This is a genomic window from Novosphingobium tardum, assembly GCF_042652045.1.
Lineage (GTDB): Bacteria > Pseudomonadota > Alphaproteobacteria > Sphingomonadales > Sphingomonadaceae > Novosphingobium > Novosphingobium tardum.
Genome location: NZ_JBHSDR010000003.1, coordinates 1174757 through 1197931, shown reverse-complemented (window position 1 = coordinate 1197931; position 23175 = coordinate 1174757). Strand labels below are relative to the sequence as shown.

General features: G+C 66.7%; 25 protein-coding genes. 7 read left to right on the top strand and 18 right to left on the bottom strand.

Annotated features, from left to right (window positions below):
• Positions 1 to 8 precede the first annotated feature (8 nt).
• From mraY to ccmA, 12 genes are all read right to left on the bottom strand, one after another.
• Positions 9 to 1073 carry a phospho-N-acetylmuramoyl-pentapeptide-transferase gene (gene mraY / locus ACFO0A_RS05965; protein WP_379538052.1) on the bottom strand — a complete coding sequence of 355 codons (1065 nt, stop codon included), beginning with the start codon at positions 1071 to 1073 and terminating at the stop codon, positions 9 to 11.
• Positions 1073 to 2566, bottom strand: coding sequence for a UDP-N-acetylmuramoyl-tripeptide--D-alanyl-D-alanine ligase (locus tag ACFO0A_RS05960; RefSeq protein WP_379538051.1), 1494 nt, complete (start codon positions 2564 to 2566; stop codon positions 1073 to 1075). Before ACFO0A_RS05960 ends, mraY begins: the two co-directional genes overlap by 1 nt.
• On the bottom strand, positions 2563 to 4035 hold the full coding sequence (locus ACFO0A_RS05955; RefSeq protein ID WP_379538050.1) for a UDP-N-acetylmuramoyl-L-alanyl-D-glutamate--2,6-diaminopimelate ligase: 1473 nt from the start codon (positions 4033 to 4035) through the stop codon (positions 2563 to 2565). Before ACFO0A_RS05955 ends, ACFO0A_RS05960 begins: the two co-directional genes overlap by 4 nt.
• Positions 4032 to 5759, bottom strand: a complete 1728-nt coding sequence (locus ACFO0A_RS05950) for a peptidoglycan D,D-transpeptidase FtsI family protein (protein ID WP_379538049.1) — start codon at positions 5757 to 5759, stop codon at positions 4032 to 4034. The genes ACFO0A_RS05955 and ACFO0A_RS05950 overlap by 4 nt, the downstream gene beginning before the upstream one ends.
• A complete protein-coding gene (locus ACFO0A_RS05945) occupies positions 5756 to 6343 on the bottom strand; it encodes a hypothetical protein (RefSeq protein ID WP_379538048.1) in 588 nt (195 codons plus the stop codon). The genes ACFO0A_RS05950 and ACFO0A_RS05945 overlap by 4 nt, the downstream gene beginning before the upstream one ends.
• Positions 6340 to 7290, bottom strand: a complete 951-nt coding sequence (gene rsmH / locus ACFO0A_RS05940; RefSeq protein ID WP_379538047.1) for a 16S rRNA (cytosine(1402)-N(4))-methyltransferase RsmH — start codon at positions 7288 to 7290, stop codon at positions 6340 to 6342. The genes ACFO0A_RS05945 and rsmH overlap by 4 nt, the downstream gene beginning before the upstream one ends.
• Positions 7287 to 7760, bottom strand: a complete 474-nt coding sequence (locus ACFO0A_RS05935) for a division/cell wall cluster transcriptional repressor MraZ (RefSeq protein ID WP_379538046.1) — start codon at positions 7758 to 7760, stop codon at positions 7287 to 7289. Before ACFO0A_RS05935 ends, rsmH begins: the two co-directional genes overlap by 4 nt.
• A 382-nt stretch (positions 7761 to 8142) precedes the next feature.
• Positions 8143 to 8934 carry a Gldg family protein gene (locus tag ACFO0A_RS05930; protein WP_379538045.1) on the bottom strand — a complete coding sequence of 264 codons (792 nt, stop codon included), beginning with the start codon at positions 8932 to 8934 and terminating at the stop codon, positions 8143 to 8145.
• A gap of 7 nt (positions 8935 to 8941) precedes the next feature.
• Entirely contained in the window at positions 8942 to 9349 is a 408-nt protein-coding gene (locus ACFO0A_RS05925) for a hypothetical protein (protein ID WP_379538044.1), read from the bottom strand.
• Between the two features lie 18 nt (positions 9350 to 9367).
• On the bottom strand, positions 9368 to 10375 hold the full coding sequence (locus ACFO0A_RS05920; RefSeq protein ID WP_379538043.1) for a cysteine synthase A: 1008 nt from the start codon (positions 10373 to 10375) through the stop codon (positions 9368 to 9370).
• Positions 10376 to 10466: 91 nt separating this feature from the next.
• Positions 10467 to 11129, bottom strand: a complete 663-nt coding sequence (ccmB, locus tag ACFO0A_RS05915) for a heme exporter protein CcmB (protein WP_379538042.1) — start codon at positions 11127 to 11129, stop codon at positions 10467 to 10469.
• The gene (ccmA, locus tag ACFO0A_RS05910; protein ID WP_379538041.1) at positions 11126 to 11740 is read right to left on the bottom strand and encodes a heme ABC exporter ATP-binding protein CcmA; all 615 of its coding nucleotides are present in this window, start codon (positions 11738 to 11740) and stop codon (positions 11126 to 11128) included. Before ccmA ends, ccmB begins: the two co-directional genes overlap by 4 nt.
• 80 nt (positions 11741 to 11820) lie before the next feature.
• On the opposite strand from ccmA, the gene ACFO0A_RS05905 reads away from it, so the two are divergent.
• A complete protein-coding gene (locus ACFO0A_RS05905) occupies positions 11821 to 12111 on the top strand; it encodes a 4a-hydroxytetrahydrobiopterin dehydratase (RefSeq protein ID WP_379538040.1) in 291 nt (96 codons plus the stop codon).
• Between the two features lie 3 nt (positions 12112 to 12114).
• Here the strand turns inward: ACFO0A_RS05905 and ACFO0A_RS05900 are convergent, their stop codons facing one another.
• The 3 genes from ACFO0A_RS05900 to ACFO0A_RS05890 form a co-directional block, all read right to left on the bottom strand.
• On the bottom strand, positions 12115 to 12816 hold the full coding sequence (locus ACFO0A_RS05900) for a VIT1/CCC1 transporter family protein (protein ID WP_379538039.1): 702 nt from the start codon (positions 12814 to 12816) through the stop codon (positions 12115 to 12117).
• Between the two features lie 4 nt (positions 12817 to 12820).
• Positions 12821 to 13648: an SDR family oxidoreductase gene (locus ACFO0A_RS05895; protein ID WP_379538038.1), complete on the bottom strand. Its 828-nt coding sequence runs from the start codon at positions 13646 to 13648 to the stop codon at positions 12821 to 12823.
• Positions 13649 to 13790: 142 nt separating this feature from the next.
• Positions 13791 to 14408 (bottom strand): DNA-3-methyladenine glycosylase family protein, encoded by a 618-nt coding sequence (locus ACFO0A_RS05890; RefSeq protein WP_379538037.1) that lies wholly within the window; start codon positions 14406 to 14408, stop codon positions 13791 to 13793.
• A gap of 110 nt (positions 14409 to 14518) precedes the next feature.
• Between ACFO0A_RS05890 and ACFO0A_RS05885 the strand changes: the two genes are divergently transcribed.
• The gene (locus ACFO0A_RS05885; RefSeq protein ID WP_379538036.1) at positions 14519 to 14836 is read left to right on the top strand and encodes a 2Fe-2S iron-sulfur cluster-binding protein; all 318 of its coding nucleotides are present in this window, start codon (positions 14519 to 14521) and stop codon (positions 14834 to 14836) included.
• A gap of 3 nt (positions 14837 to 14839) precedes the next feature.
• On the opposite strand, the gene argC is transcribed toward ACFO0A_RS05885, so the two are convergent.
• The 3 genes from argC to ACFO0A_RS05870 all read right to left on the bottom strand — a co-directional run bounded on the left by argC (position 14840) and on the right by ACFO0A_RS05870 (position 18009).
• On the bottom strand, positions 14840 to 15766 hold the full coding sequence (gene argC / locus ACFO0A_RS05880) for an N-acetyl-gamma-glutamyl-phosphate reductase (RefSeq protein ID WP_379538035.1): 927 nt from the start codon (positions 15764 to 15766) through the stop codon (positions 14840 to 14842).
• Complete coding sequence (locus ACFO0A_RS05875) at positions 15763 to 16527, bottom strand: C40 family peptidase (RefSeq protein WP_379538034.1); 765 nt, start codon at positions 16525 to 16527, stop codon at positions 15763 to 15765. The genes argC and ACFO0A_RS05875 overlap by 4 nt, the downstream gene beginning before the upstream one ends.
• A gap of 66 nt (positions 16528 to 16593) precedes the next feature.
• Entirely contained in the window at positions 16594 to 18009 is a 1416-nt protein-coding gene (locus ACFO0A_RS05870; RefSeq protein WP_379538033.1) for a leucyl aminopeptidase family protein, read from the bottom strand.
• Positions 18010 to 18077: 68 nt separating this feature from the next.
• Here ACFO0A_RS05870 and ACFO0A_RS05865 point away from each other — a divergent pair, with 68 nt between their 5' ends.
• From ACFO0A_RS05865 to ACFO0A_RS05845, 5 genes are all read left to right on the top strand, one after another.
• The gene (locus tag ACFO0A_RS05865; RefSeq protein ID WP_379538032.1) at positions 18078 to 18920 is read left to right on the top strand and encodes a DUF4163 domain-containing protein; all 843 of its coding nucleotides are present in this window, start codon (positions 18078 to 18080) and stop codon (positions 18918 to 18920) included.
• 39 nt (positions 18921 to 18959) lie between these two features.
• Complete coding sequence (gene map / locus ACFO0A_RS05860; RefSeq protein ID WP_379538031.1) at positions 18960 to 19784, top strand: type I methionyl aminopeptidase; 825 nt, start codon at positions 18960 to 18962, stop codon at positions 19782 to 19784.
• A 274-nt stretch (positions 19785 to 20058) separates the two neighbouring features.
• The gene (locus ACFO0A_RS05855; RefSeq protein WP_379538030.1) at positions 20059 to 20397 is read left to right on the top strand and encodes a P-II family nitrogen regulator; all 339 of its coding nucleotides are present in this window, start codon (positions 20059 to 20061) and stop codon (positions 20395 to 20397) included.
• Positions 20398 to 20506: 109 nt separating this feature from the next.
• Entirely contained in the window at positions 20507 to 21916 is a 1410-nt protein-coding gene (gene glnA, locus ACFO0A_RS05850; RefSeq protein ID WP_379538029.1) for a type I glutamate--ammonia ligase, read from the top strand.
• A gap of 167 nt (positions 21917 to 22083) precedes the next feature.
• Complete coding sequence (locus tag ACFO0A_RS05845) at positions 22084 to 23082, top strand: PAS domain-containing protein (protein WP_379538028.1); 999 nt, start codon at positions 22084 to 22086, stop codon at positions 23080 to 23082.
• Positions 23083 to 23175 lie beyond the last annotated feature (93 nt).

Below are 23175 nucleotides of genomic sequence, written 5' to 3'. Positions count from 1 at the left end.
GCTTCCCCTTAGCGCACCTTGAGCGTTGCAAGCCCGATAAGCGCGAGGACGATCGAGACGATCCAGAAACGGATCACGACCGTGGACTCGGCCCAGCCGAGCTGTTCGAAATGATGATGGATCGGGGCCATGCGGAAGACCCGCTTCCCGGTGCGCTTGAAGAAGAACACCTGGATGATGACCGAAGCCGCTTCGAGCACGAACAGGCCGCCGACGATCGCCAGCACGATCTCGTGATGCGCGGCGACCGCGATCACGCCCAGCGCGCCGCCCAGGGCGAGACTGCCGGTATCGCCCATGAAGACTGCCGCAGGCGGCGCATTGAACCACAGGAATGCAAGCCCCGCCCCCATGACCGCCGCACAGAAGATCGCCAGCTCCCCGGCTCCCGGCACGTGCGGAATGCCGAGGTAATGCGCATAGTCGGCGCGTCCGGCGAGATAGGCGATGATCGCGAACGTTCCGCTGGCGATGATGACCGGCATGATCGCCAGCCCGTCGAGACCGTCGGTGAGGTTCACCGCATTGCCCGCGCCCACGATCACGAAAGCGGCGAAAACGTAGTAGAACGGCCCGAGCGGAATGTAGAGATTGCTGAAGAACGGAACGTAGAGGTGCGTTTCCTTTACGATCAGCGCGGCGGCGATCCCGGCCACGACGAACTCTGCGAGCAGGCGCGTGCGGCCCGAAACGCCCTTGTGACTGGCCTTGCGGACCTTGTCCCAGTCGTCGAGGAAGCCGATCAGGCCGAAGCCCGCGGTTACGGCGATGCAAGCCCAGACGTAGCGCGACGAAAGGTCCATCCAGACCACTGCCGCCAGCATCAGGGCAATGATGATCATCAGGCCGCCCATCGTCGGCGTTCCGCGCTTTGCCAGATGGGTCTGGGGCCCATCCTCGCGGATCGGCTGGCCCTTGCCCTGGCGCACGCGAAGCATCGAGATGAAGCGTGGTCCGATGATCAGGCCGATCACCAGCGCGGTGAGCAAGGTCGAGCCCGCGCGGAAGGTCTGATAGCGCACGAGGTTGGAAAGCCCGTGGAATCCCAACAGCTCGGCGACCCAATAGAGCATCAACCTTCCTTGCTGGTCAGTGCGCGCACGATGGCGCCCAGCCCGACCGAATTCGACCCTTTGACGAGAATGGCATCCCCGCCCGCAATGCCGCCGCGGCGCAGCATGGCAAGCGCTTCGGAGGCGTTAGCCACATGCGCTACATCGATTCGCTTGCCAAGCGCCAGGGCCGGCGATTTCCCCAGCGCATCCGCCAGAGCGGCCATTTCGTCGCCGACGAGCACCACCCGGTCGACTTCCGCCGCGAACAGCGGGGCCGACAGCTCGGCGTGATAGCGGGCCTCGTCCTCGCCCAGTTCGCGCATCGCTCCAAGCACGGCGACCCGGCGGCGGGCCGGGGTGATCCCCAGTTGCGCGATGGTCGCGCGCATCGAGGCGGGATTTGCGTTGTAGCTTTCGTCGATCAGCAGGGCCTCGCCGCTGCCGTCGCCGGCGGGGGCCGAAACGATGTGCCGTGCACCGCGACCGGCCAGGCCTTCCATCTCGGCCAGCGCAAGGCCCGCCGCCCCAAGGTCTCCTCCCACCGCGCGAACGGCCGCCATCACCGCCAGGCTGTTAAGCACCCAGTGATCGCCCGGCTGACTGACGGTGTAGCAAATCCGCCGGTCGCCCATGTCCGCGGTGACCAGCGTTCCCCCGCCGGGCGCCGCAACCGTATCGAGTACCCGCACGTCGGCGTGCGCCGCACGGCCGAACGATACGATCATGCCCGCGTGGCGCGCGGCCTTGGCCCGCAGGCGCTCGTAGTGCGGGTTGTCGGCCGGGATGATGGCGACCCCGCCGCGCTCCCCGGCAAGGCCGTCGATAGCCTCGAGGCCCTCGAATATCTCACCCTTGGCATCGGCGATCTGCTCCTCGCCGGTGAAGAAGCCGATGTGTGCGGGCGCGATAGTAGTGACGATCGCCACGTGGGGCCGGACGATGCGCGTGAGGTACGCCAGTTCGCCGGGATGGTTCATTCCCATCTCGAATACCCCGAACGCCGTGCGCGCGGGCATCCGCGCGAGGCTGAGGGGAACGCCGACATGGTTGTTGTAGCTCTTGACCGAGCGGTGCGCCCGGCCCCGGCTTCCGCGATCGAGCGCGGCATAAAGGGCTTCCTTGACGCCGGTCTTGCCGGCCGATCCGGTAACCCCGACAATGGCCGCATCGACCCGTCCGCGAGCAGCTGATGCAAGCAGCTCAAGCGCACTTAAGGTATCCTTGACGAGAACGTGCGGCATGTCGATCGGCCGGTCGACCACGGCCGCGGCGGCGCCACGGGAAAAAGCCTGATCGAGGAAGGCATGGCCGTCGGCCTGTTCGCCGGTCAGGGCGAAAAACAAGTCCCCTTCGTGTACCTCGCGCGAATCGTAGGCCACGCCGGAAACCGCGAACGGCTCCGAGGCGACCCCGCCCACCGCGGCGGCAACCGCGTCGGAAGTCCACAACGCGAGACCGGCCCGGTCGGCCAGCTCACGTGGCCAGGCGAGCAGCGCGGAGAAAGCGCTCATTCCCCGGTTCCCCCATTCGGCGCGGCGCATTCGCGCGCCACCGTCACGTCGTCGAATGGAAGGATGCGCATGTCGTCTCCGGTCCCCACGATCTGTCCCTGTTCATGTCCCTTGCCGGCGACAAGGACGATATCGCCCTCACCGGCTTGCCCCACCGCGGACGCGATTGCCGCGCGTCGATCGCCGATTTCCAGCGCCTGCGGCCCCGCGCCAGCCAGCACGGCCTTGCGGATCGCGGCCGGATCTTCGCCCCGGGGATTGTCGTCCGTCACGATCACGACGTCGGCATCGCGAGCGGCAACGGCGCCCATTTCGGGCCGCTTGCCCTGATCGCGGTCGCCGCCCGCGCCGAACACGACGATCAGACGCCCGCGAACGTGCGGACGCAGCGCGGCGATTGCAGCCTCCAGCGCGTCGGCAGTATGTGCGTAATCGACGTAGACCGGTGCGCCCGAACGGGCAATCGCCGCGCGTTCGAGCCGGCCGCGGACGGGCTGGAGCCGGGAAAGGCCATCGAACGTGGCACTTGGCTGTCCACCAGTCGCCAGTACCAGCCCTGCGGCGACGAGCGCGTTAGCGGCCTGATAGGCTCCTATCAGCGGCAGCGCGATGGTGCGCTTCGCGCCTTCGTAATCGATCTCGAGCGACTGGCCGAGCAGTCCCGGGGTGCGGGCGAGGAGACGGAGCGTGCCGCCTCGCTCGCCCACGGTGAGCAGGCGCAACCCCCTTTTGCGCGCATGCTCACAAGCCTTGTCGGACCAGGCATCGTCGGCCCAGACCACCGCCGCCCCGCCATCCTGGACGACCTCGTCGAACAGGCGCATCTTGGCTGCGAAATACTCGTCCATTCCGGCATGATAGTCGAGATGGTCACGCGAAAGGTTGGTGAAAGCTCCGGCGGCAACCGCCAGACCTTCGTTGCGGAACTGGTCGAGACCGTGGCTCGATGCCTCATAAGCGACGTGCGTGACGCCTTCGCGAGCAAGACCGCTCATGTTGGCGAGGAAGGTGACGATGTCGGGCGTGGTAAGTCCCGTGGACACCGACTCGTCCGGCGTGGTCACGCCTAGGGTGCCGATCGAGGCCGCGCGATGGCCCGCCATCCGCCACAACTGGCGCGTCATTTCGACGGTCGAGGTCTTGCCGTTGGTGCCGGTCACCGCGACGACGGTTTCGGGCACGGGCACGAAGAACCTGGCCGCAAGGCGGGCAAACGCGCGGCGGGGTTCGGGATCGGCAATGTGCGACGCGCCGGTGACGACGACGTCGGGACGCGCGACCACGGCAATCGCACCCGCTTCGATCGCTGCAGGAATGAAATCCTCGCCGTTCACGCGCGTGCCGCGAAATGCACCGAAGACGGTGCCGGGTGCGACCTTGCGATGGTCGATGGCAAAGCCGGTGACCGTCGCGGCCACGTTTTCTGCTCCGCTCAATCCCGCTTCGGCCGCGAGCCGGCCCAGTTTCACTCGCCGTCCCCGTTCGCGACCAGCGGCGACAGATCGGAAATGTCGATGTCGCGGGTCGAGTCGGGCATGATCCCCAGAAGCGGGCCGATGCGCGGAACGACGCGGCCGACGACTGGGGCGGCATTCCACGCCGCCGTGCGCTGGCCCGACGTGGCGACGGTGCCCTGCGGCTCGTCGAGCATCGCGATCACGACATAACGGGGACGATCCATGGGGAAGGCCGCGGCGAAAGTCGCGATGAGCGCGTTCTTGCGATAGGCGCCGCCGCCTGCGCCAGGCTTTTCGGCCGAGCCGGTCTTGCCGCCTACGCGGAATCCGGGGGCGTTGGCCTTCTTGCCCGTGCCATCGGCCACGATCATGCGCAGGAGCTGGCGCATCCGCGCGCTGGTCGAAGCCTTGAACACCCGGCGTCCGGCGACCGCATGGCCGGGCGCGACCTTTTCCAGCGTTGCCGGGCGCCACACGCCGCCGTTCACCAGCGCGGCATAGGCCGAGGCGAGATGCAGCGGCGTGACCGCGATACCGTGGCCATAGGAAACCGTCATCGTCGTGATCCGCGCCCAGTTGCCTCGGGGCCACAGCGGAAAGCCGCGCGCCGGCAATTCGATATAAGGCCGCTCGTTCATTCCCAGCGCGCGCATCGTCGCCTCGAGGCGGGCGCTGCCCAGCTTGTCCGCGACTTGCGCGGTGACGATGTTGGACGAATGAATGAGCGCCTCGGGCACGTTGAGCCAACCCATCGAGTGGCTGTCGTGAATCTGGAAGCCGCCGATCGAAAGCGGGCGCGTGGCGTCGTAGCGGACGGAAAGGTCGGTCACCACGCCGGCATCGATCGCCGAAGCGACGGTGATCGGCTTGAAGGTGGAGCCCAGCTCATAGACCTGGTTCGTCACCTTGTTGAACACCAGGCTGTTGATCGCGCCGTCGATCCGGTTGGGATTGAACGAGGGCAGCGACGCCAGTGCCATGACCTCGCCGGTGTCGACGTCGAGGACGATCCCTGCCGCACCCTTGGCGTTCGATTCCAGCATCCCACGGTTAAGCTCGTCCTCGAGCGCGCCCTGCACCCGCATATCGAGAGCGAGACGTTCGGGCTGTCCGCGCGTCGCCGCATCGGTGAGCTGCTTGTCGAGAACCTGCTCCATGCCGACGCGGCCCTTGCCGTCGGAAGCGACGTAGCCAAGCACGTGCGCGGCGAGCGAGCCTTGCGGATAATAGCGATCGTTCTCGCGCGGGAATTCCAGCGCAGGCTCGCCCAGGGCGTGTACGCGGTTCGCTTCCTCGGGAAGCAGGCGGCGCCGCAGGTACCCTGGCTTGCCCGCCGCCAGGCGCTGACGAAGGTCTGTCTCGTCCATGTCCGGGAAAATCGCCGTAAGAGCACGCGCGACGACTGCCGGACTGTGGACCATGGGCGAGCCGCCGCCCAAGGCATCGGGGTTGTACCACAATGCATATGCCGGAAAGGCGCGGGCCAGCGGAACGCCGTTGCGGTCGGTGATCTCGCCGCGGCTGGGCAGAAGGGCTTCGTCGATCGTGGCGGCACGCGGGGCGGGCTCCACCAGTCCGAGGACCGCGATCCGCATGAGAAATGCGGCTGTCGCCAGAGCAATCATCAGCAGCACCGCCAGAAGGCGAACCTGCGCCGTAAGCAGCGACTTGGCGCGCACGTTGGCAAGCTGGACCCGCCCCGTGGCGACGGCGGTCGAGTAAGTCAGCGCGTTCACTTGCGCTTGTCCGGGCTCGAGCCAGCAGCGGCGAGCTTCACCTTGGCGGTCTTGGCGGTAGGCTCATCGCCCTTGTCCGCGTCGTGATCGACGGTGCCGAGCCGTTCGCCAAGGCGCGCTGCCGCCTTGTCATGATCCGCGGGCGCCAGTTCGGCGGCCGTTTCGTCACCCGCGTCGTCACTGTCGAGATGCTTCCCCGTCAGCGGAGAGACCATCGCGGGGAAGACCGACCCTTCCTCGACCGGCTGGGCCACCGCCACCCGGATCGGCGCAGGCGCGGCAGGGCCCGCAGGCTTGCCGAGCGCCGCCAACTGGCGAACGTTTTCGAGATACTGGCCGGGCCCCGGCGCGACATATCCGAACTCGACGTCGTTCCAGCTTTCGAGCTGCTGCTGGTTGGCGCGGGTCTCGAATTCGGTCTCGAGATAGACCTTCTCGCGCTTCAGGGCGACGATCTTCATCTCGGTGCGGCGCACCTCGCTGCGCAACGCGTTGACCCGCAGCGACAGTGCGAACAACATGGCGAAGCAGACCGCGAGGAGCGCCGCCCAGCCGATCTTGCGCATGTTGCCGGCGGTAATCATGCGGCCACCCTCCTCTCGCGGGCCGGTGCCGCGGTCCGCTCCGCCCAGCGCAGCGTCGCGGAACGGGCGCGCGGGTTCCGGGCAAGCTCGGCCTCGCTCGGCCGGATCGCCGCCGAGGGGCGCTTGAAGCTCGGCGCGTCGACCGCGGCGAGGTGCGGAAGGTGGCGCGATCCGCCGGCCTTCGCCCCGCCCGCATCGCGCAGGAACTGCTTCACGATCCGGTCCTCGAGGCTGTGGAACGAAACCACCGCCAGGCGGCCGCCGGGCGCAAGGACCTGCTCCGCCGCAGCGAGCGCGGCGCGCAGTTCGTCCAGCTCGCCGTTCACGTGGATGCGGATCGCCTGAAAACTGCGCGTTGCCGGATCCTTGGGCGCGCCCGGCCGATAGCCGAGCGCCTTGCGCACAACCCTGGCGAGTTCGCCCGTCGTCGTGAGCGGACGCGCGGCAACGATCGCACGCGCCACGCGGCGCGACTGGCGCTCTTCGCCATAGTTGTAGAGGACGTCGGCGATCGCCGCTTCGTCCGCCTCGTTCAGAAAGTCTGCCGCGCTCTCGCCTTCCTGCGACATCCGCATGTCGAGCGGTCCGTCGCTGGAGAAGGCGAAGCCCCGCGCCGGCTGGTCGAGCTGCATCGAGCTGACCCCGATATCGAACACCACTCCATCCACCGCGGCAACGCCTGCTTCGGCCAGCCCCGCGACGAGTTCGGAGAACCGGCGTGGATGAAGCACCAGGCGCGGCGGCTGCGAGCCCGTTTCAGGCCAGACCGAGCCCGCGGCGATCGCATCGGGATCGCGGTCAAAGGCGTGAACTGTCGCTCCCGCGTCGAGCAGGCGGCGGGTATAACCCCCGGCCCCGAATGTCGCGTCGACGATCACGCTGCCCGGAACGGGCGCCAGCGCGGCAATCACCTCGTCGATCAGGACGGGGAGATGTGGCGCGCTCATCGCCGCGCCCTTCCGCCGCTGGACGCTTCGGCGGCGAGCGCGCGGCAGCCGGCCTGCGCGGCTTCCCACCCGGACCCCATCGCCATCAGCGCCTCGGGGTTCCAGATCGTGAAGAAGGGGCCGCCGCCCTGGAAAAAAGCCTGGCCGGCGATCTCGCCAAGCTGGCCGAGAAACTCGGGAAGCACGAAGCGGCCCGATTCATCGAACGGAACCTCGCTGAAGCCGTAGAGCTGGGTAGCGCGCAGATCGCGATCGAATTCGACACCCCGGGCCAGGGCAGCGCCTTCCTCACGGTCGATCTGGTCGGCAAATTCGTCGATACGCGAAAGGCCGAAGCCGGTAAGGCAGGGCCAGCGGTCATGCTTGGCCAGGCACAGCACGCGCTGGCCGTCGGAGGCATCGCGGACCAGCTTGCGGAACGCCGGGGGCAACACGAAGCGATCCTTCTCGCCGCGAAGCGAAAAGCCCATGCCCCTGAAGCTGAAAGGCTGCCTCGCCGCCAAAATGCCCAACCCCGCCAAGCGTGAACCTCCCCGACCCGGCCCGCGCTGATGCGAGCCGGCTCACCCCCACGGGATGCCGCATGGATTCACTCCGATAGAGCAATTCATTAACCCTCGGCGGGGGCGCAGAAAAGGGAAAAATGCGGGAATTTACGGGGATAAACGGTATAATATTGTTTTATTTGAATAAATGAAGGACGCTGATCCGCCCGCCGGCGCGATGTTGTCTATTTGTTCTTCACGTAAAATCAAGTATTTACCGCAGTGATTCGCATTGGCCCGCGCGCGGCAGAAGTTTGTCCCGTGAATTCCCGCTGTGGGCGATAGGGTGGGGTTGGCAACGCCCCGCTCAGGACGCCGGGTCTGCCCCGAATGCGCGATCGAGCAGCGGGAAAAGCGCGCGGCTTCGCGTGGCTCGGTCGGCCTCATCTGGCGCAGTTTCAAAGAGCGCCGCATCAGCGACCGCGAGGACACGTCCCCGCCCGATCGAGCAACTGGCGACCAGCCCCCCTTCCGCCAGCGCGCATCTGCCCTCCGCGCCGCCGGGCGACAGGACGAAGTGACCCGGAAGATTGACCGGCAGCCTTGCCGCGCCGACGCCTACGTCGTGCAGGCCGAGCGGCTGCTCGTCGTCGAACATCAGTTTCAGGCCCCAGCGCGACAAGATGGGCGAAAGCATCGCGATGTCTTGCGGGCGGCGCTTGTCGCCCATCGCGAAACTACTGTCTTCGGTCAGCGCGGGATCGGCGAACAGGAGCAGACTGCCGCCCTCGCGCACCCAGCGGTCGAGCGCCACGTTCTCGGACGGTGAGAGAGGGCGCGGCTGGATAAGCGCAAGACGTTCGGTTCCGTCCAGCCCGCCCGGCCCCGGCTCGAGCGTGTCGAGCGGCGCGACTACGTAACGCCTCTCCAGCGCGCCTCGCGCCCAATGGGGCGGGCGGTCGTCGCGCAGCATCGTGGCGAGATCGGGCGCTTCCGCCCAGAACAGAGGCAGCGAGGTGAACAGAGCAAGCTTGGGCTTTTCACCGGGTTCGGCAGGTTCGGCGACGCGGGTGTGTACGAGCAGGAAGACCAGTCCGATGGCCAGGATCACTGCCGCCAGCAGCGTCGCCAGCCGCCGACGCGGCCGAGGCCCGGGCATCGCGCGCCTAGCGCCGAACCGGCGAGGCTGCCGGATCGGGCGTTATAGCGGGCGAAAGCGCCGGCGCGGGCACGGCCGCGCGGGTGTCCGCGCTCGAAGGGAGATCGGGTACGACGCCGATATCGGCAAGCGGATCGCCGCCCGGTCTCGACACCGCGGTTTCGGGCGCAACGCGGGCGACCGCCGCCGATGCGGCAGCGGCCTCGGCCGTGGCATTATCGCTCGCCCGCGCGTGATCCATGATGATGTTGGCGAGGCCCACAAGCAGGACCATCCCGGCAAGGCCGAACAGCCCGACCTGCAGGCGATGCACGCCCTGAGCCCGGAGCTCGCGCGGCGTGGGCGGTAAGAAGTGCTGCGGCGCGAGCTTTGGCGCTGCGGCGGACGGGATCGGTTCGGGTGCGATAGACGCCATTGCGCCCCGATTACCCGATTATGCCAGCCATGGGAACACCGGCAGGCCCTTGGACCGCAACCAGTCGGCATTGTAGAGCGACGAGAGATAGCGAAACCCCGTGTCGCACAGGATCGTCGCCACCCGTGGGGCGGGCCGGCCTTCGGCGATCAGCTTGCGGCCCAAGGCGACCGCGCCGGCGACGTTGATGCCGGATGACAGACCCAGGCACAGGCCCTCGTCGGCCAGGATGCGTTCCACCCAATGAAGCCCTTCCTCGTCGGAAATGCGAAATTGGGTGTCGATCGGCGCGCCTTCCAGATTGGCGGTTATCCGCCCCTGTCCGATGCCCTCTGCGACGGAGGAACCCTCCGATCGCAACTCGCCCTCGGCGTACCAGGAATAGAGCGCCGCGCCGTGTGGGTCGGTCAGCGCGATCGTCACGTTCTCGTCGAACGCCTTGAGGCCCAGGCCCACGCCCGCGATTGTGCCGCCCGTTCCCGCGGCACAGGTGAAGCCGTCGATCCGGCCTTCCATCTGCGCCCAGATTTCGGGAGCAGTGCTCTCGATATGGGCCTTGCGATTGGCGGTGTTGTCGAACTGGTTGGCCCAGACGGCGCCCGGCGTCTCCTCGGCCAGACGGCGCGAGGTGTGGACGAAGTGCCCGGGGTTCGAAAACGGCGCGGCGGGAACGAGGACCAACTCGGCACCGAGCGCGCGCAGGGTGTCCATCTTCTCGCGGCTCTGCGTTTCGGGCATGACGATGACCGTCTTGTAGCCCAGCGCATTGGCGACGAGCGCGAGACCGATCCCCGTGTTGCCGGCCGTCCCTTCGACGATGGTGCCGCCCGCTGTCAGCGTGCCGCGCTCTTCCGCGTCGCGCACGATCCACAGCGCGGCCCGGTCCTTGACCGAAGCGCCGGGGTTGGCGAACTCGCACTTGCCGAAGATGTCGCAGCCGGCGGCCTCGCTTGCCCCGGCAAGGCGAACGAGCGGCGTATTGCCGATGAGCTTAAGGGTGTCGGATGCGGCAGGCGGAGCGGTCATGGCGGTGGAGGTAAGGTGCGCAGGGGGCCGGGGCAACATAATTGGATTTTGCCATGCCCAAGACGCACATGCATCGCCCAACCTCGGCCCGCTATTCCCTCAACGCCCGCAGCGCCGCGCCGCCGGCGAACGGCGCTATCGCCAGCGCGGCAAGGCTGGCCGCAGCAAGGAGCGCAAGACCGCTTTCGCCGCCGCGCTGGAGCGATCCCGCGCCGAAAATCAGTAGCGGCACGGCCAGCGGGATCACAAGCAATCCGCCCAGCGCCGCGCCGCCACGCAGTCCGGCCGTGAGCGCCGCGACGGTGACGCCGATTGCCGCCAGCCCGGGCGTGCCCAGAAGCAACCCGGCCTCGACCGTCCGCAAGCGCTCCGCATCGAGACCCAGCAGTGCCGCCGCCGGTAGGGCGGCCAGCATCAGCGGCGGGCCGAAGCTGAGCCAGTGGGCCAGGATACGCGCGGCCAGGACCACTTCCTCGGCCACGCCGCGCAGCGCCCACTGGTCGAAGAACCCGGCCTCTAGATCAGGTTCGATCAGGCGGTCGAGCGGCAGGATCGCCGCCAGCAGCGCGGCGATCCACACAACTCCGGCCCCCGTCCGCGCGAGAAGCGCCGCGTCGGGTCCCACCGCGAAGGGATAGAGCATCGCGACCGCGAGGAAGAACAGCACGGGCATCGTCGCTCCGCCCCGCCCTGCGCCGCCGCGCAGGAGCATGGCGAGGTCGCGCGCCAGCAATCGGCCGAAGCGTGCAATCATGTTTCGGGCCCCGGGACGTGGTCGGCCAGCATGGCGCGCTGAATATCCGGCAGGCCAAGGGGAAGATGCGAGGCGATGACCGCGATCCCGCCCGCCGCGCGATGTTCCTCGATCAGGGTTTCGACGATCGCCAGCCCTTGCGTGTCGAGACCGTTGAGCGGCTCGTCGAGCAGCCAGATCGGCACGCCGCGCGCCGCGGTCAGCGCGAGCAGCGCGCGCTTCTTTTGTCCGGTTGAAAGATAGCGGACAGGAACGTCGAGCAGACCCTCGATTTCGAGCCGCAAGACGGCCGCCTCGAGCGCATCGTGCGCGATCCCGTCGAAGCCGGCCCAGAAGTCCAGTGCGCGCGCGAGCGGGGCTTGCCCGTCGAGCGGAAGGTGGTCGTCCGCCAGAGCAATCGCGCCGCTGCGCTCCACCCGGCCCGCATATGGACGAAGGAGGCCGGCAAGTATGCGGATCAGGCTGGACTTGCCGATGCCGTTCGGCCCGGCAAGGTGCAGTGCGTCGCCCGGCTCGAGCGCGAAATGAACGCCCGCAAACAGCACCCGGTCGCCGCGCCGGCAGGCCAGGTCGGCGGCGGCGAGGCGCCAGGGTCGTCGTGCGCCTTGCATCGTCCGTCGCGATAGGTCAAAGCCGCCGGACTGCCAAGCTGGCGGAGTAACCGCTTCAACTACACGCGGAGCTTCATCCGATGACCATACCCCGGCTGACCGATGCGGAGCGTGACGCGGCGCTTGGCGCGCTGTCCGGCTGGACGCTGCGCGCCGATGGTCTGGCGATCTCCCGCGATTTCAGGTTCGCCGATTTCTCCGAAGCATTTGCTTTCATGACCCGGGTCGCGTTGCTGGCCGAGCAGGCCGATCATCACCCGGAATGGTCGAACGTGTACAACGGCGTCTCCATCACTCTCACCACGCACGATGCCGGCGGGCTCAGCCACCGCGACGCGGCAATGGCGGAAGCGATCGACCGCCTGCTCTGATCCTCAGACCGCGGTTCCCACCAGCCGCCCGATCCCGGCAGTAGCCAGCATCGCCAGCGCTCCCCAGAATGTTACGCGGAGCGTGGCGCGCGCGATGGGCGCCCCGCCCGCTCGCGCCCCAACGGCACCAAGCCCGGCCAGAAACAGCAGTGAGGCCCCCGCGACAACGGGAACGAGCAGGCGCTGCGGGCTCAACAGGACGGCCGCGAGCGGCATCAGCGCCCCTGCGGTGAACGTGGCGGCGGAGGTCAGCGCGGCCTGGATCGGACGGGCGGTCGTGATCTCGTTGATCGCCAGCTCGTCGCGCGCATGGGCACGCAGCGCATCGGTCGCCATCAGCTGCCGCGCGACTTCGGCGGCGGTGGCGGCATCGATCCCGCGCTTTTCGTAGATGCCGGCAAGCTCAACATGTTCGGCTTCGGGATTGGCGGCAAGCTCGGCAGTCTCACGCGCAAGGTCGGCCTTCTCGGTATCTGCCTGAGAGCTGACCGAGACGTATTCGCCCGCCGCCATCGACATCGCACCCGCGACCAGCCCGGCAGCTCCCGCCACGACGATTTCGCCTTTCGCGGCGGCGGCCGAAGCGACACCGATGATCAGGCTGGCCGTGGAAACGATGCCGTCGTTCGCCCCCAGCACCGCTGCCCGCAACCAGCCGATCCGGGCAACGAGATGCTGTTCGGAATGTGTCTTGAGCCTGCTCATCGATCTAGCCCTGCCTTCCCGCGCCCATGACCCCGCGTGCCCGCTTGCGTATCCGCCCCGGCATCCATCGTGCAGCGAAGCCCAACTGGCGCGCGGTCTTGCCCACGAGCGTATGCAGCTTCCGGCGGTGGACGGCGTCCCACGCACACTGGGCGACTTCCTCGAGCGGGGTGAATTCCAGCCCGGCCTCGATCACCCGTTCGCGCTTCGAGATATTGGTGTGATTGCCTGAGGGACCGTCGAGGAGCGGCGTGTCGATAAAGCCCGGCATCAGCGAGCGGACCTTGATCCCGCCGCTGTCATTGGCGTCCAGCCACTCGATCTCGAGCGCCTCGGTCATGGCGCGCACGGCGAACTTCGTCGCCGAATAGACCGCAAAGCCCGCCGAGCCGTAAAGCGCCGCGGCCGAGGCGGTGTTGAGCAGGCAGCTCCCGGGCGTATCGCGCAGGTACGGAAAGGCCGCCCGCGCGCCGTTCACGACGCCCTTGAAATTGATGTCGATCAGGTCGTCGATCTGCGCCGGCGTGTTGTCCATCAACGGCCCGCCGTGGGCGATGCCGGCGTTGTTGAAGAGGACGTCGAGCCGGCCCTTGCTGAACCGGGCGAAGTCGGCAAGCGCGACGTCCCAAGCCTCGCGGTCGCGCACGTCGAGGATGTGGATCGAACTGGCCTTGCCCGGGAGCATCTCCGCAGTCTCGGCAAGTCCGGCCGCGTTGACGTCGGCCAAGCCCACGCACCAGCCGCGCGCCGCGAAATACCGCGCGACCGCACGGCCGATGCCGGACGCCGCCCCGGTTATGAAGATCGCCTGGCACGCTGTTTCGTCGACCATCGGAACTCCCCCAGCCCGTGGAAAAAATTCCCGTCTGCGCGCGGGATTTGACGGGCGTATCAGGATGAGGTCGCCGGCGCTAGCGCCCGATCAAGCCCTCGAAATCGGCCGGTGCCTCACTCAGCCGAAGCGCGACGGCGCCCTACAAGGCGGGATTGTTGTAAACGTGCCAGGTGAAGATCGCGAGCGCGCCGCGATGCGGACGCCAGGCTTCCGCCATCGCGCGGGCCGCCTTTTCGTCGGGACGCTCTGCAAGTTCGAGCAGCCGCGCCAGACCCGCCTGCACGGCCAGGTCACCCGCCGGCCAGATATCCGCGCGGCCTTCCGCGAAGAGCAGGTAGATCTCTGCCGACCAACGCCCGATGCCCTTGATCCGGGTGAGCTGGGCTATCGCCTCCTCGTCGTCCGCGGGCAGGTCGTCGAGATCGAGTTCGTTCGCCACCACGAGCTCGCACAGCGAGCGGGCGTAGCCCTGCTTCTGGCGCGACAGGCCACAGGCGCGAAGGTCGTCGAACGAGGCCTGAAGAAGCAGTTCGGGGGGCATGTCCTCGCCCAGCAGGGCTTCCAGCTTGTTCCATACCGAAGCGGCAGCGGCGACGCTGACCTGCTGGCCCACGATCGTGCGCAGCAGGGTGCGATAGCCCGTGGCGCGGATTCGCGGCTCGGGATAACCGGCCCGGTCGAGAGCGCTGGCAAACTTGGGCTCACGCGCCGCGATATCGTCGAGCCCGGCCCGGATTGCCTCGCCACTCAAACCCATCGCACCGCGCTCCCAATTTCGTGACCTTGCCAAAGGCGGGAGCAGGCACTAGCAGCCCGGGGCGCCCACCGATAGGTGAGGTCTGGGAAACGACGCGGGGATACACGACGATGCCGAAGCTGGTGGTGGTCAATCGGGCGGGCGAGGAAAAGACGGTCGAAGCCGACTCCGGCCTGTCGGTGATGGAAGCGATCCGCGACAACGGCTTTGACGAGCTGCTGGCGCTGTGCGGCGGTTGCTGCAGCTGCGCGACGTGTCACGTCTATGTCGATGCCGATCATGCCGGCAAGCTCGAACCGATGAGCGAGGACGAGAACGACCTTCTCGACAGCTCCGACCACCGCAACGAGTTCTCGCGCCTGTCGTGCCAGATCCCGCTGAGCGATGCGCTCGACGGCCTGAAAGTGACCATCGCTCCCGAGGATTGAGGTCTAGAGCCTGAGGCCCGCGGTCTCGGGCAATCCGGCCATCAGGTTCAGGTTCTGCACCGCGGCGCCGCTGGCGCCCTTGCCCAGATTATCGAGCACCGCGACGAGCCGCACCTGGCTGCCGTCTTCGCTTGCGAAGACGTGAAGCTCCAGGCCGTCGGCCGGGGCCGCGCCCTCGCGGATCAGGAGCTCGCCGTCCGCCGGCATGCCCCGTACGACCTTCACGACCGGCGAACCGGAATAGAATTCGGTCAGTGCGCCTGCGAGATCGTCAGGGCTGCCCGCCCCCGGCATCGCGGCCAAGGGAAGCGGCACTTCGACCACCATCCCGCGGTGCGCAGGAATGACCGCCGGGCTGAACAGGGGTGCGTGCGACAGTCCGCTGCGCACCTGCATCTCGGGAACGTGCTTGTGCCCAAGGCCGAGCGCATAAGCGCGATAGGCAATCCCCGGATCGCCCTCGAACCGTTCGATGAGAGCCTTTCCGCCGCCTGAGTATCCTGACACCGCATTGCAGGTATAGGACCAGTCCGCTGGGATAAGGCCGGCGCGGACCAAAGGCGCAACGAGTGCGATGAAGCCGGTCGAATAGCATCCCGGGTTGGAGACACGGTGGGCGTCCGCCACGGCATCGCGCCCGACGACCTCGGGAAACCCGAAGGTCCAGCCCGGCGAGATCCGGTGCGCGCTCGACGCATCGATGATCCGAACCGCAGACCCGTCGGCCAGCGAGACCGCCTGGCGCGCCGCATCGTCGGGCAGGCACAGAATGGCAAAGTCGGCCGCGTGGAAGGCGTCGCGCCGCGCCCGCGCGTCCTTGCGCTGGTCGTCGTCAAGCGTGATCAGCGAAAATTCCCTGCGTCCCGCCAGCCGGTCCGCGATTTCCAGGCCGGTGGTCCCGGCGGCACCGTCGATGAAGACCTTGTTCACAGCACCCTCCGCCGACCGGTCAAGGCCGTGGCCTTGCGGGCAAGGACATCGGCCAGCGCCTCGATGCTCACCTTGCCGTTGTCCTGGCTGGCATGGATGACGGTCTCGGCGTCGCGCTGGATCATGACGTGATCGGGAAAGAACAGGAGATCGCCGCGCTGCGAAGCCTCGCCGTCGTCAAGCAGACGGCCGACCGGAGCGTCGGCCTGCTGGTCACTGTCGCGCGGCAAGTCGATCCCGGCGCGAGCGAAAACGACCTGGACTAGGCCCGAGCAATCGATCCCGCCGCCCCCGCGTCCGCCCCACAAGTAAGGCATGCCAACCATTGCTTCGGCACTCGCGACCGGATCGGCGCCATCGGGCGTAGCGGCCGGCGGAACGGTGTCGCGTTCGCCAAGCGCCGACATCGGAAGATAGCCGAGATAGTCGTCGTGTTTGCCATAACCCCAGGCCCAGGCGGCGTCATCGCGCCCGGCGATATCAAGAACCATGAAGCTTTCGCCGGCGAGAAGCTCGGAAGTTTGCTCCGAAGCATCGGAGGCTGCCTTGCGCAGCGCGACGCTGGGCACGACAACCGCGCGTTCCAGCGGCACGACATAGTGCGGCGCGAACAGCTTTCCAGCCAGTGCGATGTCGGCCAAGTCGCCGCGGATTGGCGTCACCCGCGGATCGGCGATGCGCGCCGGTCCAGCCAGCGCATACTGCCCGGCGTAGGGGCCATTGGCGGGATCGGCGGTCTGTCGGGCAACGGCGGCAGTCAAGTATCGGGCCCCTTATCGGCAAGCGGCGGCCCTTATAGCGCGCAAGGGTTGCGGGCAAGTTGAAGCCTACGGGCGATCCTCCCCGTAACGTTGACGGAGATAGTGCCACGCTGCGCGCAGTCCCAGCGCCTCGCCGCCCTTTGGCCGGCCGGGCTTGGCCACCGGCCGCCACGCGAACGTGTCGAAATGCGCCCAGTCGACGCCTTCGGGCACGAAGCGATCGAGGAAGAGCCCGGCTACGCTGGCCCCGGCAAAGCCGTTGGAATGCGAATTGACGACTTCGGCAATGTCGGACTTGAGGTATTCGCGATAGCCCTCATGCAAGGGGAGCCGCCAGACAGGATCGTCGTGCGCCAGGCCCGCTTCGACTAGGCCTGCTGCAGTCTCGTCACGGCGTGCCATCAGCCCCGGCAGATCGGGTCCCAGCGCGACCCGCGCCGCCCCGGTCAGGGTGGCGAAATCGAGAATGAGTTCGGGTTTGTCTTCGGCGGCCTTGGCAAGTGCGTCGGCCAGCACGAGACGGCCCTCCGCGTCGGTATTGGTGACTTCCACCGTTGGCCCCGCGCGCGAGGCAAGGACGTCGCCCGGCCTGAAGGCATTGCCTGAGACCGCGTTCTCGACCGCCGGGATCAGCAGGTGAAGCCGCACCTTGAGTCCCGCGCCGATGACGAGCCCCGCGAGCGCAAGCGCATGCGCGGCGCCCCCCATGTCCTTCTTCATCAGCAACATGCCCGCGGACGGCTTGATGTCGAGCCCGCCCGAATCGAAGCACACGCCCTTGCCGACGATCGCGATGCGGGGCGCCTTCGGATCGCCCCAGGTCATTTCGACCAAGCGCGGCGCATGACTGCGCGCGGCGGCGCGTCCCACCGCGTGGATCATCGGATATCCCTTGAGCAGGGCGTCGCCTGCGGTGACCGTGACTTCTGCGCCGGCCCTTCCACCGGAATGTCCTTTCGCAAGAGCGCGCACCTCAGCCTCGATCGCCTCGGGCCCCATGTCTTCGGCGGGCGTGTTGACGAGGTCGCGAACCTTGGCGACGGCCGCTGCCTCCGCCAGTGCGGGAGCAATCGCCTTGGCATCTGTGGTAAGGAGAATGCGTGCGCCCTCGGGTGCCTCGTCAGGCGCCTTGCGGTAGCGATCGAACCGGTATTGCGCGGTTACCCAGCCGTGAAGCGCCTTCCCCGGCTGCCCGTCGACCCGCCGGTAAATGCCGGCGGGGAGCGTCTCGGCCAGCTTGGCGAGGCACCAGCTCGACAGGTTTGCGGCATTCGCCACGCCGGCGACCGCGAACCAGCCATCTCCATCGGGGACGATCGCGCGCTCGTAGCCGCCGCCGACGAACTTCTGCGCGGCGACTGCCGCCTTCTGCGCGGTAGTGAGCGAGGAGAGCCAGCCGGGAAAGGTCGCCTTGTCGACGACGTGGATGGCGATGGCCTGCTGGCCGCGATCGGGCTGGATCAGCGCGTGCTTGTCGGTCATGGCAGCGGCGTTTAGCGTGAAGCGGCCGGACGGGGCGAGAATAAACTGTCACCAATTAAGGAGCGCCGATGCGTCCGTTGATCCCACTCACCATTGTCGCGGCCTTGATCTCGGGATGCTCGCGGGAAGCCTCTCCCACCGCGGCGGTAGAGACCGCCACCGCCAATGCGACGTCTGCCGCAATGCCGCAGGTTTCGGCCAGCGCGTCGGCTTCGGCGACAGCAACCGCGACTGCAAATGGTGGCGCAAGCAAGATCGAGCAGGAAGACGACGTGCTGGAGTTCTCCTATGCACACCCGGCCGAGGTTGGTGCCATTCCCGCGCTGAGGGCCCGGCTCGAAGGCGAACGAGACGCCGCGCAACGCAAGGCGCACGCCGCCGCCGCCGCGGATCGGAACTCGGCTCGAAAGGAGGGCTTTCCCTTTCACAAGCACTCGCTCAACCTCACCTGGAAGGTTGTCACGTCGACCGCGCGCTTCCTCAGCCTGTCCGAGGAACTTTATTTCTTCACCGGCGGCGCGCACGGAAACTTGGGGTTCAAGGGCCTGATCTGGGACAAGCAGGCGGGGCGCGAGGTGCCTGTGCTCGACATGTTCACCTCGAAAGCCGCGCTCAAGTCTGCGGTGCTCAAGCCGTTCTGCGCGGGGCTCGAGGCCGCGCGCCGCGCCAAGGGCATTGTTCGGCCCCCCGAAGGTGATTCCGTCTTCCCGAACTGCGTCGATCCGGTGTCCCAGGCGACAGTGATTCTTGGCTCGAGCAATCGCCGCGCCTTCGACCGGATCGGTTTCCTGATGGACCCCTATGTCGCCGGATCATTCGCGGAAGGGAGCTATGAAGTGACCCTACCGGTGACCTCGGCGGTGCTTGCGGCAGTGCGCCCCGCCTACCGTGATGCCTTCGCGTTGCGCTAAAACCTCGCAATCCGGCGGTTGCGCCGCTATATCGGTGACATGACCGATTACGTGACGATTGACGACGACGATGTCCTGCCGCGCGACGGGACAATCAAGCTCCACGGACCCGCGGCCTTCGAAGGCATGCGCCGCGCCGGTCGCCTTGCGGCCGAGATACTCGACGCGATGGCACCTCTGGTAAAGCCGGGCGTAACCACTGCTGAATTGGACGACGTGGTTCGCCAGATGACGCTGGACGGCGGGGCGGTGCCGGCCACGCTTGGCTACCGCGGGTATGCCCATTCGTGCTGCATCTCGATCAATCATGTCGTGTGTCACGGCATCCCGTCGGAAAAGACGCTGAAGGATGGCGACATCGTCAATATCGACGTGACCCCCTTGCTCGACGGCTGGCACGGCGATTCAAGCCGGATGTACCTGGTCGGCGACGTGCCGCTGAAGGCGCGCAAGCTGGTGGATGTCACCTACGAATGCCTGATGCTGGGAATCGAGCAGGCACGCCCGGGGGCCCGGCTTGGCGATATCGGCCACGTCATTCAGCGCCATGCGGAAAGCCAGCGCTACGGCGTCGTTCGCGAATTCTGCGGTCATGGCCTTGGCCGGCTCTTTCACGACGCGCCCGAAGTCGTCCATGCCGCCCGGCCCGGTACGGGGCCTGAACTGCGCCCCGGGATGTTCTTCACGATCGAACCCATGATCAATCTGGGCAAACCCCCAGTAAAGCTGCTTGAAGACGGCTGGACGGCCGTGACCCGCGACCGCTCCCTGTCGGCTCAGTTCGAGCATTCGATCGGCATCACCGAAGACGGCTGCGAGATCTTCACGCTCAGCCCCAAGGGCCTGCACAAGCCTCCATACTGACGCGGCTGCCTGCTCTTTGGGCAGCCCCTGCGCAAAAATCGGGCAGTTGTTGTCGCGCGAGCGGAATATTCGTTCGGCGCGGCGTCCGGTCGCGCGTCGAACATTGCTGCATCCGCGAAATTGAGCCTTTCGAGCGCGTGCGTGTTGGCCTAGGGTCGAGGCACCCGGTGTTGGCACGATTCTTGGATCATTATTCTCACACCAGTGCCGGACGGCCGGCCGGGGCGCCATTTGGCGTCTCCGGCTTTTTCAGTGGATGGGGTCTGCAGGACTGATGAAAAAGATCGAGGCAATCATCAAACCGTTCAAGCTGGACGAGGTGAAGGAGGCGCTGCACGAAGTCGGCGTGTCCGGCATTACCGTGACAGAGGCCAAGGGCTTCGGGCGCCAGAAGGGCCATACCGAGCTTTATCGCGGCGCCGAATATGTCGTCGACTTCCTGCCCAAGGTTAAGCTCGAGGTCGTGGTGACCGACGCCATGGCCGAGCGCACCGTCGAGGCGATCGCAGCGGCAGCGCAGACCGGGCGGATCGGCGACGGCAAGATCTTTGTCATCCCCGTCGAAAGCGCCCTGCGCATTCGTACGGGCGAACGCGACGACGACGCGATCTGATACGCAGGCGCACCGTTCCGCGGGATCGCTCGCGGAAGACGGCGCGCATCGCAATTCTTTCGAATAACCCCCCGTGCGGGCGGGACAACTTCAGCAAAAAGGGATCATCATGGCCAACGCAAAGGAAATCCTGGAACGGATCAAGGACGAGGAGATCGAGTGGATCGATCTTCGCTTCACCGATCCCAAGGGCAAATGGCAGCACCTGACGATGGTCGCGTCGGTCATCGGCGAAGATGAGCTCGAGGACGGCCTGATGTTCGACGGCTCGTCGATCGAGGGCTGGAAGGTCATCAACGAGTCCGACATGATCCTCAAGCCCGACCTCGACGCGGTCTATATCGATCCGTTCAGCGCGACGCCGATGATGATCATCTGCTGCGACATCGTCGAGCCTTCGACCGGCGACCTCTACAGCCGCGATCCGCGTTCGACCGCCAAGCGCGCCGAAGCGTTCGTGATCTCCTCGAACGTGGGCGACACGGTCTACGTCGGTCCCGAGGCCGAATTCTTCATGTTCGACGACGTGCGTTTCGAGGACGGCTACACCGGCTCCTCGTTCCGGATCGACGACATCGAGCTTCCGACCAACTCGGGCCGCGAATACGAAGGCGGCAACATGGGCCATCGCCCGCGTGCAAAGGGCGGTTACTTCCCCGTCGCGCCGGTCGACAGCGCGGTCGACATCCGTGGCGAGATGGTCTCGACCATGATCGAGATGGGCCTGCCCTGCGACAAACATCACCACGAAGTCGCCTCGGCGCAGCACGAGCTTGGGCTGACCTTCGGCACGCTGGTCCAGACGGCGGACCGGATGCAGGTGTACAAGTATGTCGTGCAGCAAGTCGCGCACGCCTATGGCAAGACCGCCACGTTCATGCCCAAGCCGATCAAGTCGGACAACGGCAGCGGGATGCACACCCACATCTCGATCTGGTCGAAGGGCAAGCCTCTCTTCGCCGGGAACGGCTATGCCGGTCTGTCGGACATGTGCCTCTACTTCATCGGCGGCGTGATCAAGCACGCCAAGTCGCTGAACGCTTTCACCAATCCGACCACCAACAGCTACAAGCGCCTGGTTCCCGGCTTCGAGGCGCCGGTGCTTCTGGCCTACTCGGCGCGCAACCGGTCGGCTTCGTGCCGTATCCCCTACGGCGCCGGCGACAAGGCGAAGCGGGTCGAATTCCGCTTCCCTGACGCAATGGCCAATCCGTACTTGTGCTACGCCGCGCTGGTGATGGCCGGGCTCGACGGGATCAAGAACAAGATCCACCCGGGCGAGGCGATGGACAAGAACCTGTACGACCTGCCTCCCGCCGAACTGGCCGAAGTGCCGACCGTTTGCGCAAGCCTGCGCGAAGCACTCGAATCGCTCGAGGCAGATCACGACTACTTGCTTCAGGGCAATGTCTTCTCGAAGGAGCAGATCGACGCCTATGCCGAATTGAAGTGGCAGGAAGTCATGCGCTGGGAAACGACCCCCAGCCCGGTCGAATTCGACATGTATTACAGCGCCTGAGGACTTCCGCCTTCGACGCAATCTATCGAGGCGCGCGGAGCGATCCGCGCGCCTCTTTATTGCCGGGCCCACCCTCTCTAGGACGCTTCCGTTTGCAATCGCGTTGTTTTTAGGCAACTATTGCGCAGGATAGGCGGACCGCACGGGCCCGCCACGAGGGAAGCGCGATGGACGGCCGGATCGATTTCGCAGCCCTGTTCCATGCGCTGCCATCGCCCTACATGATCCTCGACCGCGAACTACGCTATATCGATGCGAACGAGGCGTATCTTTCGGTCACCGGCCGTTCACGCGACGAGATCATGGGGCGCTACGTTTTCGAGGCTTTTCCCGAAACCGCGGAGCGCGAAAGACTGTTCGGCGATGCGTTCCGTGGCGCGCTTGCCGGCGAGCCTGTCGTTCTCGTCCGTCAGCGCTTCGATATTCTTCGCCCTCCCGCCGAGGGGGGCGGACTGCGCCAGGTCACCTGGACAACCCACCAGATTCCGGTGCGCGATCAGGCGGGCGAGATCATCGGCGTCCTGCAAAAGGCGCTCGATGTCAGCTCCGAAGTTGCGGCGGATGAATCCCGCCAGGCAGTGCTTCGCGAGTTCGACCATCGGCTGAAGAACCTGATCGCCAAGGTCAACGCCATCAGCGAACTGACCGCGCGCGAGGAAAAGGAACTGGGAAGTTATCTTGAAAAGATGCGCCAGCGGCTTGGCGCCGTCGCCCGGACGCAGACCATCCTGATCGGGGGCAGCGAAACCGCCGACGTCGGGGAGTTGCTCAATGCCGAGCTTGAGCCCTACGGCAACCTCGGCAAGGCGGCTGGCGAAGGCCCGCCAGTGCCACTGACGCGCGCGACCGCGCAGACGCTGGGAATGGCGTTTCACGAACTGGCGGTGAATTCGGCAAAATACGGCGCGCTCAAGCACGATGGCGGCAAGCTCGACGTCCGCTGGTCGGTCGATCCGACGGGCAAGAACCTCCATCTCGCGTGGCACGAAAGCGGATTTTCCGCCACCCAGCCGACCCGGCGGGGTTTTGGCACGACGATCATCGAGCGGCTGCTGCCGATGGACACCGGCGGAGCGGTCGAACGCGCGTTTGACGGCCTGGGGCACCGGCTGAACATGGTCGTGCCGCTGCAACACGAAGCGGACAGGGGTATCGCGCCCGACTGACCCGACCGGCCACGCTGGGTCACCAGGGCCGCAAAGATAGTCGCTGCCAGCATCGTCAACCTTGCGCGTCTCTTGCTTCAGGGTCGTGCCCGG